The 18,617-nt window shown below is 71.4% G+C and carries 17 protein-coding genes; 9 read left to right on the top strand and 8 right to left on the bottom strand.

Annotated elements, in window-relative coordinates; translation table 11 throughout:
* Window positions 1-42 precede the first annotated feature (42 nt).
* The 3 genes from ACIBX3_RS38940 to ACIBX3_RS38930 all read right to left on the bottom strand — a co-directional run bounded on the left by ACIBX3_RS38940 (window position 43) and on the right by ACIBX3_RS38930 (window position 1,924).
* Window positions 43-834, bottom strand: coding sequence for a maleylpyruvate isomerase family mycothiol-dependent enzyme (locus ACIBX3_RS38940; RefSeq protein ID WP_397125558.1), 792 nt, complete (start codon window positions 832-834; stop codon window positions 43-45).
* Between the two features lie 344 nt (window positions 835-1,178).
* Window positions 1,179-1,712: a hypothetical protein gene (locus ACIBX3_RS38935; protein ID WP_397125557.1), complete on the bottom strand. Its 534-nt coding sequence runs from the start codon at window positions 1,710-1,712 to the stop codon at window positions 1,179-1,181.
* Entirely contained in the window at window positions 1,709-1,924 is a 216-nt protein-coding gene (locus ACIBX3_RS38930; RefSeq protein WP_397125556.1) for a hypothetical protein, read from the bottom strand. Before ACIBX3_RS38930 ends, ACIBX3_RS38935 begins: the two co-directional genes overlap by 4 nt.
* A 204-nt stretch (window positions 1,925-2,128) precedes the next feature.
* Between ACIBX3_RS38930 and ACIBX3_RS38925 the strand changes: the two genes are divergently transcribed.
* From ACIBX3_RS38925 to ACIBX3_RS38915, 3 genes are read left to right on the top strand one after another with little or no spacing between them, the layout of a single operon-like run.
* Window positions 2,129-3,346: a sensor histidine kinase gene (locus ACIBX3_RS38925; RefSeq protein ID WP_397125555.1), complete on the top strand. Its 1,218-nt coding sequence runs from the start codon at window positions 2,129-2,131 to the stop codon at window positions 3,344-3,346.
* The gene (locus ACIBX3_RS38920; protein ID WP_397125554.1) at window positions 3,343-3,999 is read left to right on the top strand and encodes a response regulator; all 657 of its coding nucleotides are present in this window, start codon (window positions 3,343-3,345) and stop codon (window positions 3,997-3,999) included. The genes ACIBX3_RS38925 and ACIBX3_RS38920 overlap by 4 nt, the downstream gene beginning before the upstream one ends.
* 39 nt (window positions 4,000-4,038) lie before the next feature.
* Window positions 4,039-4,914: a carbon-nitrogen hydrolase family protein gene (locus ACIBX3_RS38915; protein WP_397125553.1), complete on the top strand. Its 876-nt coding sequence runs from the start codon at window positions 4,039-4,041 to the stop codon at window positions 4,912-4,914.
* Window positions 4,915-5,005: 91 nt separating this feature from the next.
* Here ACIBX3_RS38915 and ACIBX3_RS38910 read toward each other — a convergent pair whose 3' ends face one another.
* The 4 genes from ACIBX3_RS38910 to ACIBX3_RS38895 all read right to left on the bottom strand — a co-directional run bounded on the left by ACIBX3_RS38910 (window position 5,006) and on the right by ACIBX3_RS38895 (window position 7,752).
* Window positions 5,006-5,995: a hypothetical protein gene (locus tag ACIBX3_RS38910; RefSeq protein ID WP_397125552.1), complete on the bottom strand. Its 990-nt coding sequence runs from the start codon at window positions 5,993-5,995 to the stop codon at window positions 5,006-5,008.
* Window positions 5,992-6,204 carry a heavy-metal-associated domain-containing protein gene (locus ACIBX3_RS38905; RefSeq protein ID WP_397125551.1) on the bottom strand — a complete coding sequence of 71 codons (213 nt, stop codon included), beginning with the start codon at window positions 6,202-6,204 and terminating at the stop codon, window positions 5,992-5,994. Before ACIBX3_RS38905 ends, ACIBX3_RS38910 begins: the two co-directional genes overlap by 4 nt.
* A gap of 380 nt (window positions 6,205-6,584) precedes the next feature.
* A complete protein-coding gene (locus ACIBX3_RS38900; RefSeq protein WP_397125550.1) occupies window positions 6,585-7,214 on the bottom strand; it encodes a DUF305 domain-containing protein in 630 nt (209 codons plus the stop codon).
* 76 nt (window positions 7,215-7,290) lie between these two features.
* Window positions 7,291-7,752 (bottom strand): hypothetical protein, encoded by a 462-nt coding sequence (locus tag ACIBX3_RS38895; protein ID WP_397125549.1) that lies wholly within the window; start codon window positions 7,750-7,752, stop codon window positions 7,291-7,293.
* 258 nt (window positions 7,753-8,010) lie between these two features.
* Here ACIBX3_RS38895 and ACIBX3_RS38890 point away from each other — a divergent pair, with 258 nt between their 5' ends.
* From ACIBX3_RS38890 to ACIBX3_RS38880, 3 genes are all read left to right on the top strand, one after another.
* Entirely contained in the window at window positions 8,011-9,435 is a 1,425-nt protein-coding gene (locus ACIBX3_RS38890) for an MFS transporter (protein WP_397125548.1), read from the top strand.
* Between the two features lie 340 nt (window positions 9,436-9,775).
* The gene (locus ACIBX3_RS38885) at window positions 9,776-10,639 is read left to right on the top strand and encodes a sulfotransferase family protein (protein ID WP_397125547.1); all 864 of its coding nucleotides are present in this window, start codon (window positions 9,776-9,778) and stop codon (window positions 10,637-10,639) included.
* Window positions 10,636-11,820: a glycosyltransferase family 4 protein gene (locus ACIBX3_RS38880; RefSeq protein ID WP_397125546.1), complete on the top strand. Its 1,185-nt coding sequence runs from the start codon at window positions 10,636-10,638 to the stop codon at window positions 11,818-11,820. Before ACIBX3_RS38885 ends, ACIBX3_RS38880 begins: the two co-directional genes overlap by 4 nt.
* Here the strand turns inward: ACIBX3_RS38880 and ACIBX3_RS38875 are convergent.
* Entirely contained in the window at window positions 11,807-12,568 is a 762-nt protein-coding gene (locus ACIBX3_RS38875) for an alpha/beta fold hydrolase (RefSeq protein ID WP_397125545.1), read from the bottom strand. The two genes, ACIBX3_RS38880 and ACIBX3_RS38875, sit on opposite strands and share 14 nt — an antisense overlap.
* Before the next feature lie 134 nt (window positions 12,569-12,702).
* Here ACIBX3_RS38875 and ACIBX3_RS38870 point away from each other — a divergent pair, with 134 nt between their 5' ends.
* The 3 genes from ACIBX3_RS38870 (at window position 12,703) to ACIBX3_RS38860 (ending at window position 18,606) form a co-directional block, all read left to right on the top strand.
* Window positions 12,703-14,094: an amino acid permease gene (locus tag ACIBX3_RS38870; RefSeq protein ID WP_397125544.1), complete on the top strand. Its 1,392-nt coding sequence runs from the start codon at window positions 12,703-12,705 to the stop codon at window positions 14,092-14,094.
* A gap of 112 nt (window positions 14,095-14,206) precedes the next feature.
* Entirely contained in the window at window positions 14,207-16,552 is a 2,346-nt protein-coding gene (locus ACIBX3_RS38865; RefSeq protein WP_397125543.1) for an ATP-binding protein, read from the top strand.
* Complete coding sequence (locus ACIBX3_RS38860) at window positions 16,549-18,606, top strand: ATP-binding protein (RefSeq protein WP_397125542.1); 2,058 nt, start codon at window positions 16,549-16,551, stop codon at window positions 18,604-18,606. The genes ACIBX3_RS38865 and ACIBX3_RS38860 overlap by 4 nt, the downstream gene beginning before the upstream one ends.
* Window positions 18,607-18,617: the final 11 nt, after the last annotated feature.

Raw genomic sequence — 18,617 nt, 5'->3', positions numbered from 1 at the left:
GCCACCAGGATGCGTGGCAGCGCCTGACCTATGACATGTTGCTCAGTAGCCGGGGAAGACCCGGCGCAGCAGGTGGAGGTCGGCAGCGCCCGCCGCGACCACGCCACTGGGGGTGTGTCGGGGCGCGAGCCGGCCGGCGACCAGCCGCAGCCAGGCCTCGGCGGGCAGGGTGAGCGTGCCGTCGGGCCGTTCCGGAACGTCGAAGTCCACGCTGATCGGCGCCTCGAGGCTCAGCGCGAAGACGGACGCGGGCTCGGTTGTGGTCACCTCGATGACCAGTCGCCGGCCGTCGAGCTCGTCCGCCTTGCCGAGCCAGGCGAGCAGGTCAGGTGCCCCGTGCAGAAGAGCCGCCGTGGCATCCGGGGCCAGCGTGGCGTGCTCGTCGAAGACGACGCGAACGTCCCACGAGTGCAGGGCGAACTCGCTGAGGCGCATCCGCGCTGCACTCGCCACGTCTACCGGCGCGGGCAGGAAACCCAGGTCGATGCGGAGTTTCTCGCGGGTGCCCATGTCCAGCGACTCGTAGAGCGCGGTCAGGTTTTCGTTCGCCTGCAGGAAACCGCCGGCGCGCTCCCGCCGGGTCATGGCGTTCCACCTGTCCCAGACGGCCTGGTTGAAGTCATGGCCGGGGCTCGGCTCGCCGGCGAGAGCGGCCTGGACGACTGCCCGCGCGATCTCCGCGCCGCTGCCCAGGTGACTGAGTACCTGCGAGATGTCCCACTCGGCCGCGCCGGACGGCCGGGCCAGGTCCTCGTCGCTGAACCCGGACACCAGTCCGGCAAGATTGTCGTGCCCGGTACGGAGCACGGCGATGACCGTGTCGGCGCTGCTCATCTACTTCTCCAAGTCGTCGATCAACAGGTGACGGCCCACGCTGGGACGCCCCTGAGTCCGCGGGCGAGCCTAACGCCATTGTCCGCGCCGCTGCCGCTGGAGGAGCCGCCGGTCCGCCGGCCTCCAGGTACCTCTTCACTGTGCGCCGGTTCAGCCGGTCCCCCGGGCTGTGACTGCATCGACGGCGCCAGATCGCTCCGGCTCGGGTCGGTCGCCACCTCGTGCACGCTCAGGCATGTCCGGGCCACTCGGGCGCGCAGTCCCCGAAGAGCAGGTGACCGGCCCGGTGGCCGGCACAGATCGCGGAGGCGGTGATGGTGAAATCATGCCCCCTGGAAGTTCGTCTAGCCCGAGACCGGCATGCGGCCCCCGGGCTTCGTCCGCCGGCGCTCCTGCCGTTTACGCCACCCGTACGGCGTCAAGCCCTGTGGTTTGACCACGGACAGGATCGTGATCAGCAGCAGCACGACGAGGCCGCCGATGGAATGCGGCAGCGTCCCGGGCATGGCGCGGGGATCGGCGCCGGAGGCGGCGTACTCGGCCATGGCGGCCACCGTCCGCGTCTCCGCCAGCAGGACGGCGGTGGCGACGACCGTGAGCAGGAGTTTCGCCAGCACCCAGTAGTGCCGGAACAGGCCCCACGGTGTTCCCAGCGACTGCAGGAGGCCGGTGACCAGCGCCGCCAGGGCGAGCGGGACGATGACGTACGAGACGATCAGGTCCATGGCCAGATGCCCGCCGCGCACGGTCGCGACCTCCTGGCTGGTCACCGCCACGATGTCGAGCGCCGTGTAGGCGGCGACCGCGCCCAGCCAGCCGACCGAGCAGGTGACGTGCGTGATGAGCACGGCCTTGCGGAGGCCGGGTGGCAGCGTCACGCCTCACCCCGCTGATCGGTGAGGCCGATTCCCGCCGGCTTGTGCCGTCCGGGTCCGTGCTCACCGCCGAGACCGGTGATCCGCATCACGGCGAACAGCAGGAGCAGGACGCCGACGACGATCACGGCTGCCTTCACCCAGCGGGGCATACGCGGGGGCGATCCGCGGTCGTGGGTCACACCGGGGTCGTGGGCGGAGGGCGAGTCGGTCATGTCGGTCGTCCTTTCGTGCTGGTTCGTGACAGGTTCGAGCGCCGGCGTGCCGCCACGTGGCGTCGGTGGCATGGGACCAGTCCACACAAGGCGGGCGAGGTGGCGCGTCACCCCGCGAGGAGAACATCCGCGTCCCCATGGCGTGGACACGGTTCATCCGGCAGGGGGACTCCCATCGGCGCGCGCGGCGGTAGCGTGTGGCTCGTGCCCTCGAAGACCAGCGCGTATCGGCTCTTCGCGGCCCGGCCCCTCTGGGGGACGCTGTTCGACGTCGCGCTCACCATCGCCGTGCTCATCGGGTCGCTGACGCTGCTGGCCCACGGACTCGGGCTCCTCCCCCACCGCGGCACAGGACCGCCCCGCACCGGATCCGGCGACATCGATATGCTCGCCCTGGTGCTGGTGGGCTGCTCGGCGCTGCCGCTGCTGGCCTGGCGGCGCTTCCCGCTCGGCGTGTTCGCGGTCACCGCGGCGGCCGGCACGTTGTTCTCGGCCCTCGGCCATCACTCCACGCTGGTGCTCGGCCCTGGCGCCGCGCTCTACCTGCTCACCGCCAGCCGCGCTCGGCACGACCCCTGGACCTGGCGCACCACGGCCGTCGTCGGCGGTCTGGGCCTTGCCCATCTGGGCGCGACCGTGACGGCGGCCCCTGACGCTCCCGGCGTCACCGCGCTGTCCCTCACTCCGCTCGCCTGGGTGGTGGCCTGGTTCGCCGGCGAGCGGACGCGGCTGCGCCGTGAGCAGATCGCCGAGCTGCGGGCCCGCGCCATGCGCGCGGAGCGCGAGGCCGAGCGCGAGCGACTGCTCGCCACCGCCGAGGAACGCGCCCGCATCGCCCGCGACCTGCACGACTCGGCCGGCCACGCCATCAGCGTGATAGCCGTCCGCGCCGGCGCGGCCCGCCTGCGGCACCACCAAGATCCCGGCCGCTCGCTCCAGGCGCTCGAGGCCATCGAGGATCTGGCACGGCAGACCGTCGGGGAGATCGACCAGATCGTCGGCACCCTGCGCACGGAGGGTCCGGGCGACGAGGCGCCGCCCGGACTCGCGTCCCTGGACGGCTTGATCGCGCACCACGAGGCGGCGGGGCTGCGGGTCACGCTGCACCCCTCGGGCCCGCCGCCGGCCCTCGGCGGCCCGGCCGAGCAGGCCGTCTACCGGATCCTGCAGGAGGCGCTCACGAACGCGGCCCGCCACGGCGCCGGCAGCGCCCGCATCGAGCTGACCTACGGCGAGACCGACGTCGGACTCACCGTCACCAACCCCGTGCGCGTCAACGGCGTCCGCCGCCGCACCGGCGGGCATGGGCTGATCGGCATGCGTGAACGCGCGACCCTGCTCGGCGGTAGTCTCGATGTCGAGCGCGCCGGCGACGTCTTCCGCGTACGCGGCCGGATCCCCGACGGAGGCCACCGTCCATGACGCGGGTGCTGATCAGCGACGACGACGACCTGATGCGTGCCGGGCTCACCGAGCTGCTCTCCAACGACCCGACGATCGACATCGTCGGAGAGGCGGCGACCGGGCGGCAGGCGGTCGATCGGGCATGCCGGCTGGCGCCCGATGTCGTGCTCATGGACGTCCGCATGCCCGATCTCGACGGCATCGCGGCCACCCGCGAGCTGTCGCGCGCCGCGCCCGGGGTGCGGGTGCTGATCTTGACCACCTTCGAGCAGGACGACTACATCTTCGGCGCGCTGCGCGCCGGCGCCTCCGGCTTCCTGCTCAAACGCACCCGGCCCGAGGAGCTCATCGCCGCCGTGCACACCATCGCCGCCGGCGACTCGCTGCTGTCGCCGTCGGTCACCCGCCGCGTGGTCGACCGCATGGCCCGCCAGCCCATCCCCGATCTCGCCGACCGGTCCAGGCTGGGTGGGCTGACGCCGCGCGAGCGGGAGGTCCTCGCCCTCATCGCCCGGGGCCTGTCCAACCGTGAGATCGCCGCCGCGCTCGTCGTCGAGGAATCGACGATCAGGACCCACGTCAAGCGGCTCCTCATGAAGCTCGGCCTGCGCGACCGCGTCCAGGCCGTGATCTTCGCGTACGAAAGCGGCCTCAACCAAGCAGCGCCGTGACAGGTTCACGATCGGTCACTCAGGAGGAGCTGAAGATCCATGGCAGAGCGTTCAGATCAGCCACCCGTGTATCCGCTTCCTTCCAGACCGATCCGGATCGCCGCCGCTCAGGCCCAGGCCGTGGCCGGTGACGTCGAAGCCAACGCGGTCACCGCGGCGGCCATGGTCGGACAGGCCGCCCAGGACGGAGCCCGGCTCGTGGTGTTTCCGGAGAAGTTCCTCAGCGGGTACGAACCCGGCCTCATCCGGGCCGATCCCCAACGCCGCGCCGTACAGCCCGGCGACCCGCGGCTCGACCCGATCGCAGAAACCTGCCGCGGAACCGGCACGGTCGCAATCGTCGGCGCTGCCATGCACGACCGGCGTGATCTGTACGTCTCGGCCCTGGTGATCGACGCGAACGGCGACCTCGTCGCACGGTACGACAAGCAGGCGTTGTTCAGGACCGAGCGTGACATCTACCGCGCCGGCACCACCGGCTGCACGCTCGAACTCGACGGATGGCGGCTCGGCCTGGGCATCTGCTACGACGCCGGCTTCCCTGAGCACGCCCGCGCGGCGGCACTGGACGGCTGCCACGCCTATCTGGTCGGCGGCCTGTTCAGCGTCGGAGTCGGCTATCACGAGTCCCGCACCTGGTTCCCGGCCCGCGCCCTGGACAACACCTGCCACACGCTGCTGGCCAACCACATCGGCCGAACGGGGGGCTGGGACGCCTGCGGGGCGAGCGCCATCTGGGGCCCGGACGGGCGCCTGCTCGCCGAAGCCGGCCCCGACGCACCCGCTGTGATCACCGCCGAACTCGATCCGCACATGCTGAAGACCGCCCGCGACGCCGAGCCGCTGCTGAATGATCTATCCGGCATCCACGGCGCCGAGCCCGCGTCTCCTCGCACCCTGCACACCCTGGGCTGAGGTCATCCCCGCCGCCGGTCCAGCAGCGCGGTCGGCGTGGCCGGCCCGCGGTTATGGAGGACATCACCTCTTCCTTCTCCGCGTCCTGCGATCAGTGCGTGTGGTTGCCGTGGGACGGGCTCGCGCTCGGCTCGGCCATCGGCTTGGGCTGCCCGGCCCCGGCCTGGGCGGTGAAGTCCGCCGTGCGGACCTTGCCTGCGTGCTGGAAGTCGAGGAACAGCCGGTAGTCGCCGCCGCTCGGCACCTCGGCGTAGAAGGTGATCTCCGGCCCCGCCGCGGTCTTGCCGTCGCCCGGCTCGCCGTCCGGGTGCACGTGCAGGTACGCCAGGTCACCCGCGCGCAACGCCACCAGGTGACCGTAGGCACCCAGGTACGGCTGGAGATCCGTCACCGGCTCGCCGTCCTTGCTCACGCTCAACGTGAGCTTGCTGGACTGGCCGGGGATCAGGTCACCCGTCAACGTGACCGCGTAGCCGTCCACCTTCGCCGTGCGGCTGATCTCGGACAAGGCCTTGGGCGCGTAGTCACCGGCGACCAGGAGATCCGTGCCCAGCGTCAGGCCGCTGCCTCCGGCCGGGACGAAGTCGGCGAAGGCGCGGTAGGCGCCCGGGTCGTCCAGGGTCAGCTTCACCGACCACACGCCGTCGCCGGCCTCGACCGGGTGCAGGTGCTGGAACGTCGACAGATCCCGCGAGACCACGATGAAGTGCAGCTTCTTGTCGTGCTCGACCTGGTAGTCGGTCACCGGCTTGCCGTCCGGCCCCGTCACGGTGAAGCGGAAATCGGCCGGCTCGCCGGCCTTGATCGTGGTCAAGGGATTGAGGGTGTAACCGTTGTCGGACACTTGGAGCCCCCCAGGGGTATCGCTTTGCGTCGTCTGCTGCGTCGTCTGCTGTGTGGCGCCGCCGTGCGTGTCACCATGGCCGTCGGCCGTGGCCTGCTGGGCGGGGGCCATGGCGCTGTGGTCCTCGGCCGGCGGCGGGGCGGCCGCCGGGCCGACGACCCGCCCCGCGCCCAGGGCGCCGCCGAAGACGACGGCCAGCCCCAGGACGTAAGCGCCGAGCTTGGTGGCGGCGTTCATGACTGATTCGCCACTTCGTATCCGGCCTCCTCGACGGCGGCGACGATCTTCGCCGCGTCGATCGGCTCGTCGCTGTCAACGGTCAGCAGGCCGCCGGCCAGGTCCACCTCCACCGAGGTGATGCCGGCGACCTCGCCGACCTCTTCCTTCACCGAGCTGACGCAGTGGCCGCAGGTCATGCCCTTGACGGTGTAGGTAGCGGTAGCCATGTGAATCAACCCTTTCCAGTGGTGTTCGTCAGGAACGGACAAGCCGTGCGATGGCGTCGGAAGCCTCTTTGACCTTGGCCTGCGCCTCGGGACCGCTTTGGCGGCGGCTTCGGCGACGCAGTGCGCCAGATGTTCCTCGAGCAGGGAGACGGCGACGGACTGCGGTATCCAACCATGCGTCCCCCTTCCGGCATCCTGAACGTACCATACCCCCCTATGGTATTCCAACCCGGGATTCCGGCCCCGCTCTGGATCACACGTGAACCGGCTCACCTCTACGCGGATGTCGTGCCGCGGAGCACTCATCCCCTGCTCATCACTGCTCGCCGGAGCGGCCGAGCCTGGCCGGCCGCCCGGCGGCCGGCCAGGCGGCCTTCGCGCTAGAGCCGCTTGAGGATCGCCTGCATCTGCTCCACCTCGGCCTGCTGAGCGGCCTCGATGGCCTTGGCCAGTTCCTTCGCCTCAGGGTCGGACCCCTGCGACTGCTCGGTGCGCGCCATCTCGATCGCGCCGTCGTGGTGGGCGATCATCAGCTCGGCGAACCGCCGGTCGAACGCGGCCCCCTTGGCGTCCTTCAGCTTCTTCATGTCCTCCTCGGACATCATCCCGGGCATGTCATGACCCATCCCGTGGTCCATGCCCTCGGACGGCATCGGCTTGCCCCACTCGGTGAGCCAGCCCCGCATGGTCTGGATCTCCGGGTCCTGGGCCGCTTTGATCTTCGCCGCCAGCTCCCTGATCTCCTTGTCCGACGCCCGCGTCTCCGCCAGCCCGGCCATCTCGACCGCCTGCTCGTGGTGCGGGATCATCATCTGCGCGAACATCACGTCCGCGTCGTTGAACGCCGCCACAGGCTGAGCGCTCGTCGTCGTGGCAGCCGGCGCGCTGCTGGACATGTCGTGCCCGCCCATGGAGGCGCCGTCCGTGCCGCCGCCGCATGCGGTCAGCAGAACCAGTGCGGCACCCGAGGTGACGACGGCGGCGGAGAAGTCCCTGACATTCCTGAACATCGTGATCTCTCTGGTGATTGAGGTACATGGCCTGGCATCACGGACGACCCTGGAGATCGTCCGCGAATGGATCGGCCTATGTCCGCATCACCGAGAGCCCGGCGAGGGTGGGCGCCAGGCGGCGTGGCGGCGACCTGGCCACTGCGCCCACCCACGGCGTCCCGGCAGCCGCCTCTTCCGGCCACGGCCGCGTTCTGGCCCAGGTCAGCGCGATCAACAGGGACAGGACCAAGGGCAGTACGGCCAGGCACACATCGGTCGGATCCAGCCAGAGCGAGATCCCGGGGCCGAGCATGGGCCCTTCGGCGGGCGAGGCCGGCCCGATGAGCTCGGTGCGGCGCTCCGGCATCTCACCGCCGTGTGTCGTCTTCGCGGGCGGCTCCGCGTGCGCCAGAGCGTACGGGCCGGACACCGCGGTCCGACCATGATGGGCGGCGAGGTGCCCGAGCGTGTGCATGCCCCAGACACCCAGCACGAGCACCACCGGCAACAGCCATCGCGGCAAGCGAAGGGACGACCACCGGGCCGGTCCGCCCATGCGCCCCTCCTTCCACCATGCCTCTAGTACTCAGAATCCGAACGTGCGGCCACACGCCTGCTCACTGCGGCTCATGCTCGACTAGGGCCGATAGTACTGCGCTCAGAGGCAGGGGAGGTCCAAGTCCACCGACACCCCACTTGACATATACCCCCCCGGTGTATGTATGTTCCTGCCCATACCCCCTAGAGGTACTACACGGGGTCGTCTTCATCCCTCTATACCCTACCCCCGTAGGGTTAGCGTCTGGAGAGTTCCATGTCAGCACCATCCCCCCGGCGATGGACCGCCCTGGCCCTGATCGCCACAGCCCAGTTCATCGTCATCATGGACACGTCGATCATCGGCGTGGCCCTCCCCCGCATCCAGGAAGAGCTCGGCTTCTCCCAGGAGAGCTTGTCCTGGGTCTTCAACGCCTACGTGGTCGCCTTCGGCGGGCTGCTTCTCCTCGGCGGCCGGCTGTCCGACCTGTTCGGCGCCCGCCGCCTCTTCGGCGCCGGCTGGCTCATCCTGCTCATCGGCTCGCTGGTGGCGGGCATCGCCCCCGAGGTGTGGGTCGAGCTCACCGGCCGCGCCGTGCAGGGCGTCGGTGCCGCCCTGATCGCCCCGTCGGCCCTCACCCTGCTCATGATGCTGTTCGGCCACGATCCCAAGGAGCTCACCAAGGCCCTCGCCCTGTACGGCGCCGCCGCGCCCGCGGGCGGCACAGCCGGAGTGTTCCTCGGCGGCGTGATCACCGAATACCTGAGCTGGCCGTGGGTCTTCTACATCAACATCCCCATCGCGCTCGTCGCCCTGCTCGCCACCGGCCCGCTGATGCCCGCCGCCCAGGCCCAGCGCGGCTCCGTCGACGTGACCGGCGCGCTCACCGTGACAGCCGGCCTCGGCGCGGCGGTCTACGCCATCGTCCGGGCGCCCGAAGTGGGCTGGGGCTCGGCGCAGACGTGGCTCGCGCTCGCCGCCGCCGTGGTGCTGCTCGGCGCGTTCGTCGCCATCCAGGCCCGCCGCCGCGAGCCGCTGATGCGGCTGTCCATCTTCCGCACGCCGAACCTGGCCGCCGCCAACCTGACCCAGCTGCTGCTCGGCGGCGCGTGGATCCCGATGTGGTTCTTCCTCAACCTCTACCTGCAGCAGGTCCTGGGCTACAGCGCCTTCCCCAGCGGAGCCGCGCTGCTGCCGATGACCGTCCTCATCATGATCGGCATGATCGTCCTCGCGCCGCGGGCCATCAACCGGTTCGGCCCCAAGGCGATGACCGTCACCGGCCTCGCCCTGCTCGCCGCAGGCATGGCATGGCTGTCGCTGATCAGCCCGGACGGCAGCTTCGCCGCCGACGTCCTGCCCGCCAGCCTCGTCGCCGCCCTCGGCATGGCGCTGGCCTTCATCCCCTCGCTCGGCACGGCCATCTCCTCCGCCCGCCCCGAGGAGGGCGGCCTGGCCTCGGGCATCGTCAACACCAGCTACCAGGTCGGCTCCGCGCTCGGCCTGGCCGCCATGACCGCCGTCGCCGCCGCCAACGGCGCCGCCCAGCTCGGGAACCTGCCCGCCCTGACCAGCGGCTTCTCCGCCGCGTTCGTCGGAGCAGCCGGCATCGCCGTCGCCGGCGCCGTGCTGGCCGCCGCGACGCTGCGCAGCCCCAGGGCCGCCCGCGCCGAGCCCGAGCCCGCCACCACGCGTGGCTGACGACGCCGCATGCGAAGGGCACGGTCTGCGGGCCCTTCCAGCCGGTGGACAGCGAGCACCGCGCCCGGCTCCCGCATTCTGGGAGCCGGGCGCACCTGCGCGCCGCTCAACGTGCTGAAGGCAGCACGGGCATCTCCTTGTCCACGCGGAGGCATCGTTGACGCGGTCGTCGCCGCGGGCCCACACCGCGACGGTGCGGAGCACTTCCCCGGTGAACGGCTCTCCGCGCAGCGAACCTCCCCCGGCGCGCACGAGCAGCCGGTGCACGCCGGCCACGGGCGTCGGCACGGTACCTCTCGTTCTCAGTCAATCCCCAGAAAAAGTCAGTACTCTGCCCGCCATGAAGTGGCAGCGTAAGATCACCGGCGCGCTGGCCAGGCACGCGGGCCTTCGGATCGAACGGGTGAACAAGTCCGGCAAACCCGCCGAGAAGCCGAAGAAGCCTACTGACGTGCCGTTCCGGCCACCGGCCGACCCCCAGGTGGATCGCCTGCTCACGGCTCCCGTGTTCGTCCTGTCCCCCGTCCGATCCGGCTCGACGTTGCTGCGGTCGATGCTGAACGCCCACCCGGACCTTCACGCGCCCCATGAGCTGCACGTCCGCCGGTTGGGCGTGGAGTTCGGCACCGGCCTGGCCGAGAAGGCGATGGCCGCGCTCGGGCACGACCGGGCGGATCTGGAGCATCTGCTGTGGGACCGGGTGCTCCACCGCGAGCTGGTGCGCGCCGGCAAACGGTTCATCGTGGACAAGACCCCCGCCAACGCCTTCGCCTACGAGCGGATCGCGGCGTGCTGGCCGGACGCCCGGTACGTGTTCCTGCTGCGGCACCCGGCCTCGATCGCGACCTCGTGGCACGAGGCCAGCCCGGACAAGCGCACCCCGGCCGAGGCGGCGGCCGACGCGCTGCGGTACATGAAGGCGGTGGAGCGTGCCAGGGCGGCTCTGCCCGGCCTGACGGTGCGCTACGAGGACCTGACCGCGGAGCCGGAGAAGACCCTTCGCGGGATCTGCGAGTTCCTCGACCTGCCGTGGGCGCCGGAGATGCTCTCCTACGGCACGCCGGACGTGGTCACCAAGGGCCTCGGCGACTGGAAAGACAAGATCCGCTCCGGGCAGGTGCAGCCGGGACGCGACCTGCCGCGCCCGGAGGAGATCCCCGGCGCGCTCACGGGCATGTGCCGGACGTGGGGGTACCTGCCGTGAAGATCCGCTACATGCTCCTGCACGCCTACGGCATGGGCGGCACCATCCGCACGGTGATCAACCAGGCCGGCGCGATGGCCGAGGCGGGCCACGACGTCGAGATCGTCAGCTTGGTGCGGCGGCGCACCAAGCCGCAGTTCGCCATCGACCCGCGGGTGCGGCTGTCGGCGCTGGTGGACCAGCGTGACGGGGTGGCGTCGGACTCGCTGGCCCGCAAGGTGTGGCGGCGCGCCCGCGGCAAGATCGTGCCGTACGGCGAGTTCGCCGCCGAGTACTTCACCGAGCGGGTGGAGGCGGCGGCGATGGACTACGTGTCGGCGCTGAACGACGGCATCCTGGTCACCACCCGCCCGGCACTGAACCTGATCTCCGCCCGCCGGGCCTCGCGCAAGGTCATCCGGGTGGCCCAGGAGCACATGAACCTGGCCGCTTACCACCCGGCCGTACGCGAGCAGGTCGCCCGTCACTACGGCCGCTTCGACGCGATCGTGGTGCTGACCGAGACCAGCCGGGCCGAATACCGCGCCCTGCTGAGCCCCGGCACGCCGATCGTGCGCATCCCCAACGCCGTGCACATGGAGCACCGCAAGCACTCCGACCAGAGCAACCCGGTCGTGATCGCGGTGGGCCGGCTGGTGCCGCAGAAGGGCTTCGACATGCTGATCCCGGCCTTCGCCGGGGTCGCGGACGCCTACCCGGAGTGGACGCTGCGGATCTTCGGCACCGGGCCGTCCCAGCAGCGCCTGCAGGAGCGGATCGACGAGCACGCAATGGGCGGGCGGATCCGGCTCATGGGCCGCACCGACCGCATCCACGAGGAGCTGGCCAAGGCGTCGATCTACGCCCTCAGCTCCCGGATCGAGGGGCTGCCGATGGCGATGATCGAGGCGATGGGCCACGCCCTGCCCATCGTCGCCTTCGACTGCCCGACCGGCCCGGCGGACGTGCTGACGCCGGGCAGGGACGGCGTGCTGGTGCCGCCGCGCGACGTCGACGAGCTGGGCGAGGCCCTCGGGCGCCTCATGGGCGACCCGGAGCTGCGCCGGCGCCTGGGCGCCGGCGCAGCCGAGACGGCCCACGACTACACGCCCGAGGTCGTGATGCCGCTGTGGGAGGAGTTATTCGCCACGCTGGGAGCCGGCCGCCCGATCCCTGCGGATTTCGGCACTACGACGAGGTGAAGCCCGTGATGATCGGCGCCAGAGCCTCGGGACCGCGGAACGGGATCATGTGCGGCATTCCCGGCACGACGACCAGCCTGGCGCCCGGCGTCAGGCTGGTGACCTGCTCCGCCCAGTCCTGCGGGACCATCCGGTCGTGCTCTCCCCTGACCACGAGCGTGGGCACGGAGACGTGCGGCAGTTTGTCCTCCACCCGGTCGCGCATCGCGACCTGGAAGGTGGCCACGACCCGCCGCAGCCCCGCGTCCCGGTAGTCGGCGACGTTGAGCGGGGTCATGCGCGGGTCCTCCCGTACGGAGTTGCGCATCCACCTGCCGATCATCCGCGACCAGGATCGCGCCCGCGGATCGACCGTCGGCCCCACCAGGACGAGCGAACGCACCCGCCGGGGGTGACGCACCGCCACGTCGACGGCGAGCTGGCAGCCGAACGAGCAGCCTACCAGGCAGGCGGGCGGCAGCTCGGCGGCGGCCAGCCAGCCGGCCAGGGCGTCGGCGAGAGCGGACAGGTCCAGCGGACGGGGCGGCTTCGTGCTCTTCCCGAACCCCGGCAGGTCGACCGTCCAGGCGGGCACACGCTCCCCCAGCGCCGCGACCAGCGGCCCCAGTTCCCGGCTCGACACGCCGGCCCCGTGCACGCAGACCACCGGCGTCGTCCCGCCGTCCTCCCGCGGCCCGCGCCGCCACCCGGCCAGCGACCAGTCGCCGACCCTGACCGTCCGCCGTTCGAGCGCCGTGTCGAGATCCATCCGTTCCCCCGTGCCCGCAGGAACGCCGCGAACACCGCCACGAAGTCGTCAAATCCCGCCGCCGGGCCGTATGGGCCGGTCAGCACAGGAAAGGAGCCAGGAAGAGCAGGCCAACGGGTGATCGGGAGGCTGTGATGGCTGCGACGCACGGCGTGTTCCGCCGCAAGCCGGTCGAGCAGATCGCGGAGGAGCACGAGGGCGAGCTGTCCCGGTCCCTCGGGCTGTGGCAGCTCACCGCGATCGGCATCGGCGGCATCATCGGCGCCGGCATCTTCGCCCTGGCCGGGGCGGTGGCCAACCAGACGGCGGGCCCGGCGGTGCTCGTGTCGTTCCTGGTCGCCGGGGTGGCCAGCGCGGCGGCGGCCTTCTCGTACGCCGAGTTCGCCGGCATGATCCCGAAGGCCGGGTCGGCCTACACCTACGGCTACGCGGTGCTGGGCGAGATCGTGGGCTGGTTCATCGGGTGGGATCTGCTGCTGGAGTACACGGCGATCGTCGCCGTCGTGGCGATCGGCATCTCCGGATATTTCGGCTTCCTCGTCCAGCAGCTCGGCTTCGGCCTGCCCGCCTGGATGCTGGGCGCGCCGGGCACCGGGGACGGGCGCGTGGTGGACCTGTTCGCGGTCGTGCTGTGCCTGCTGATCGCCTTCCTGCTGAACCTCGGCATCCGGGCGGCGGCCAGGTTCGAGACGTTCGTGGTCGCCGTCAAGGTGGCGGTGGTGCTGCTGGTGATCGCGGTCGGCTTCTTCTACGTCAACACGGCCAACTACACGCCGTTCTTCCCCTTCGGCGTCGGCGGCGCCATCACCGGCGCGGCCACGGTGTTCTTCGCCGTCTTCGGCTACGACGCGATGAGCACCGCCGCCGAGGAGTCCAAGGACGCCCGGCGGCACATGCCCAAGGCCATCGTGTACTCCCTGGTGATCTCGATGATCCTGTACGTGCTGGCGACGCTGGTGCTCACCGGCATGCAGAACTACCGGGACATCGACCCGGAGAGCGGCTTCTCCTCGGCGTTCGCCGCCGTCGGCCTGTCAGGTGTCGCCACGCTGATCGCGGCCGGGGCCATCGTCGGCATCCTGACCGTCATGTTCACGTTCATGCTGGGCGTCACCCGGGTCTGGTTCGCCATGAGCAGGGACGGGCTCCTGCCGCAGTGGTTCGCCCGGCTGCATCCGGTACGGCGGGTGCCGACACGCGTCACCTGGATCGTGGGCGCCGTCTCGGCGTTGATCGCCGGTTTCCTGCCCATCAGGGAGGCGGCCGAGCTGACCAACATCGGGATCCTTCTGGCGTTCGTGGTGGTGTGCGCGGCGGTGATCGTGCTCCGCTACCGGCAGCCCGGCCTGCACCGGGAGTTCCGCACGCCGGGCATGCCCGTGGTGCCGGCCATCGGCGTGGTCTTCTCGCTCTGGCTGATCACCTTCCTGGATCCGCAGACCTGGCTCCGCTTCGTCCTGTGGTTCCTGCTGGGCCTGCTCGTCTACTTCGCCTACAGCCGCCGCCACTCGGCGCTCAACGCATGAGCGGGTTTTACCCGCGCCATACCGTTCGGGGACGCGGCCTGGTGAGGAGGAAAAGGGACTGGACATAACCTGGTTATGGGGCTCGGAGTTCGACCGAGCCGTTGGAGCGATCATGACCATGGCCGCGCCGAACGTTCCGAGCGTTTGCGCACTCCCCGCGGAGCTGAACACCTTCGTGGGCCGACGACACGAGATAGCCGAGATCAAGCGGCTGCTGTCCGAGGGCAGGCTGGTGACGCTGGTCGGAGTCGGCGGCGTCGGCAAGACCCGGCTGGCGCTGCGGGTCGCCTTCGACCTGCGGCGGGCCTTCCGCGACGGGGTGTGGCTGGTCGAGCTGGCGGCGCTGGAGAGCCCCGAGCTGCTTCTCCAGACGGTGACCGAAACCCTGGAGATCCATGACCGTTCCCTCCGGCCTCCGGTGCAGGTGCTCGTCGACCACCTGCGGGACCGGCAGATCCTGCTGATCCTGGACAACTGCGAGCATCTGCTGACCGAGTGCGCCGAAATGGCGGAGGCGCTGATGCGCTCCGTGCCGGACCTGCACATCCTGGCGACCAGCCGGCAGGCGCTCGGCGCCGCGGGCGAGCGGATGATGCCGGTGCCCACGATGTCGGTGCCGGAGACCGACGGCGCGGGCCCCGCCGATGCGCTGCGGCAGTCCGACGCGGTGCGGCTGTTCGTCGAGCGGGCACAGGCCGCTGTCCCCGGCTTCGAGGTCACCGACGCCAACCGGGACAGCGTGACGCGGATCTGCCGGCGGCTGGACGGCATCCCGCTGGCCATCGAGCTGGCGGCGGTGCGGCTGCGGGCGATCTCCGTGCAGCAGCTGCTGACCCGGCTGGACGACCGCTTCCGGCTGCTCACGACGGGGCCGCGGACCGCCCTGCCGCGTCAGCAGACGCTCCGTGCGCTGATCGACTGGAGCTACGCGCTGTGCACCGACGAGGAGCGGCTGTTCTGGAGCCGGCTCTCGGTGTTCTCCGGCGGGCTGGACCTGGAGGCGGCCGAGCATGTCTGCGCCGGCGACGGCATCGCGTCCGAAGAGGTCTTCGACCTGGTGAACGGCCTGGTGGAGAAGTCCGTGCTGGCCCGCGAGGAGCAGCCGCAGGCAGTGCGTTACCGGCTGCTGGAGACCATCCGCCAGTACGGCCGCGACCGGCTGCGCGAGTCGGGCGAGGAGGTGGCGCTGAAGAGACGGCACCGCGACTGGTACCTGGACCTCGCCACCCGCGCCCAGAACGACTGGTACGGTCCCGGCCAGGTGACCTGGTTCGCCCGCCTGCGCGCCGAGCACGGCAACCTCCGCACGGCCATGGACTACTGCCTCACCACGCCGGGCGAGGCGGAGGCCGGGCTGGCCATCGCCACGGCGCTGCGGTTCTACTGGATCGCGGCGGGCGCGCTGCGCGAGGGACGCGGCTGGCTCGACCGGCTGCTGGCCGCCGCCGCGGTGACGACATCCGGGCCGACGCCCGCGCGGGCCAAAGCCTTGTGCGTCAACGCCCGGCTCGCGGTCCTGCAGAGCGACTTCGGGGTCGCAGGGGCGCTGCTGGACGAGTGCCGGGACCTGGGCCGCCGGCTCGGGGACGCGACCGTGCTCGCCGGCGCCGCCTACGTCGCCGGCCTCTCGTCGCTGATCCAGCGCGACCCCGCCGGCGCCGTGGACCAGCTCGGCGAGGCGGCCGAGGGCAACCTCGCGGTGGGCGACGAGATGGGCGTCGTGAACGCGCTGATGTACCTGGCCACCGCGCACTCGCTGCTCGGCCACTCCGACCAGGCCACCGCCCAGTTCAAGGAGTGCCTGGCGATCTGCGAGACCCGCCGCGAGCACTGGTTCAAGTCGTACACGCTGTGGTTGTTCGGGATCGAGATGTGGCGGCAGGGTGACACGGCGCGGGCGATCGAGATGGAGCGCGAGGCCATCCGGCTCAAGCAGCCGTTCGACGACCGTCTGGGCATCGCGCTCTGTGTCGAGGCGCTGGCGTGGATGGCCGCCGACGACGCGCCCGAGCGGACCGCGGTGCTGCTCGGGGCCTCGCGGGAGAGCTGGCGGTCGTTCGGCGGCCCGCTGTTCGGCTACCTTTCCGGCTACCACGACACCGCCGATACGGTGGCGCGGGAGCGCCTGGGTGAAGGGGGCTTCGAGGCCGCCTTCCGCAAGGGGACCGAGCTGGGCTCCGCCGAGACGCTCGCGTACGCGATGGGCCGCGTCACGCCGCCGCCGTCCGCCAAGCGCAAGAGCGAGCCCTCGCCGCTGACCCGGCGCGAATTGGAGATCGCCCGCCTCGTCGCGCAGGGCATGAGCAACAAGGAGATCGCGGCGAAGCTGGTCATCGCGCAGCGCACCGCCGAGGCCCACGTCGAGCACATTCTGTGCAAGCTCGGGTTCAACTCGCGCGCCCAGATCGCCGCCTGGGTCGGCGAGCAGGGCCACTCGCCCCCCGGGAGCTCGTCATGACCGCCGGTCTGCTGACAGGCGGGACCACCTTCGTCGGGCGCCGGCTCGAACTGTCCACGGCCAGGCGGATGTTGTTCACGAGCCGGCTGCTCACCCTGACCGGCCCCGGCGGCGTCGGCAAGACCCGGCTGGCGCAGCGGATCGCCGAGACCGTCCAGAACGCGTTCCCGGACGGCGTGGAGGTCGTCGAGCTGGCCGCCCTGGAGAACGCCGACCTGCTGGAGGCCACGATCGCGGCCTCGCTGGGCCTGCGCGACGCGGCCCCGGACCCCATGAAGGTGATGGTGGACTACCTGTCGGGCAAGCGGATGCTGCTGGTGCTGGACAACTGCGAGCATCTGCGCACGGGCTGCGCCTGCCTCGTGGACCGGCTGCTACGGGCCGCACCCCGGCTGCGGCTCCTGGTGACCAGCAGGCACACCCTCGGCGTGTACGGCGAGCAAGTGCTCGCCGTGCCCTCGCTGTCGGTGCCGGAGCCCGGCCACACCCTGCGGGAGATCGCCCGCCACGATTCCGTCCGCCTGTTCGTGGAGCGCGCGGCCCGCGTCCTGCCCGGCTTCACGCTGACCACGGGCAACATGGCGCACGTGGTGCACGTGGCCCAGCGCCTGGAGGGAATCCCCCTGGCCATCGAGCTGGCCGCGGCGCGGCTGCATACCTCGTCGCTGGAGCAGCTGGCGCGCGAGCTCGACGAGCGGTTCGACGTGCTGGCCGCCGACGCCCCCGACGCCCTGCCGCGCCACCGCACCCTGCGCGCCACCATGGACTGGAGCTTCGGCCTGTGCTCGGCCGGGGAGCGGCGGCTCTGGGCGCGGCTGTCGATGTTCCCCGGCGGGTTCGACCTGGACACCGTCGAGGGCGTGTGCACCGGCGAGGGGATCGCCTCCCCGCAGGTGCTCGACCTGCTGGCCGGGCTGGTGGACAAGTCGGTCCTGGTCGGCGAGCGGCGCGACGGCGCGGTCAGGTACCGCATGCTGGAGAGCCTGCGCGCCTACGGTGGCGAGCGGCTGCCGCCCGCCGACCGGCGGCTTCTGCGTTCCCGCTACGTCCACCACTACCGCGATCTGGTGGAGACCCACCGGATCGACCGGATAGTTCCCGACCAGCTGGAGCGGTACCGGCTGCTGCGGAGGGAGCTGCCCAACGTGCGGGCGGCGCTCCAGGCGTGCCTGGGCGATCCGCGGCTGGCGCTCGTGGGGCTGGGCACCGCGTCGGCCATGTGGTGCTTCTGGATGCTCGTCGGCTCGCTGGCCGAGGGCCGCTACTGGCTGGAGCGCGGGCTGGAGCTGGTGCCGGACCGCGGCCGCGCGCGGGCCACGGCGCTGTGGGTGGACAGCATGCTGGCCCTGCGCCAGGGCGACGTCGAGGCGGCGCTGCCGCGGCTGCAGGAATGCCTCGTCCTCGTGCGTCAAGGCGGGTACGAGCACATCCTGCCGTACGCCATCCGGACCGCGGGCGTGGCCGCGTTCTCCACCGGCGACGCACGGCGCGGCCTGGAGTTGCTGCGTGAGTCCCTGGACCTGCACCGGGCTCTGGACGATGTGGACGGGACGATGTTCAACCTCTATTTCGCCGCGGCGTACGGCTCGATCGAGGATCCCCGCCTGGCCGCCGAGTTCGGCGAGGAGCTGCTGACGCTGTGCGACCGGCACCACGCGCTGGTCACCCGCGCGTACGCGCAGCTGGCCCTCGGCGTGGCGCGGTGGAGCCTGGGCGACTGCTCGCGGGCGGAGGCGCTGGTGACGGAGGCCACCGAGTTCACCGGCCGGATCGAGGACCGGTGGTGCCTCACCCAGTGCCTGGAGGTGCTGGCGTGGGTGGCCGGCGCGCGCGGCGATCAAGAACGGGCGGCCGGGCTGCTGGGCGCCGCGCACGCGTTGTGGCAGGCGGTGGGCGCCGCGCCGGAGCGGTTGTGCTACCACGCGACCTGGCACGAGCACTGCGCCGAGCAGGCCCGCGGCGTTCTGGGCCAGCGGGCGTTCGAGCGCGCGTTCCAGGGCGGGACGCGGCTCGGCCAGGAGCGGGCGGTGAGCTACGCGACCGAGGGCGGGTGAGCTTCCGTGCG

The organism is Nonomuraea sp. NPDC049480, assembly GCF_044465905.1.
Lineage (GTDB): Bacteria > Actinomycetota > Actinomycetes > Streptosporangiales > Streptosporangiaceae > Nonomuraea.
This window is presented reverse-complemented; position numbering and strand designations above follow the sequence as displayed.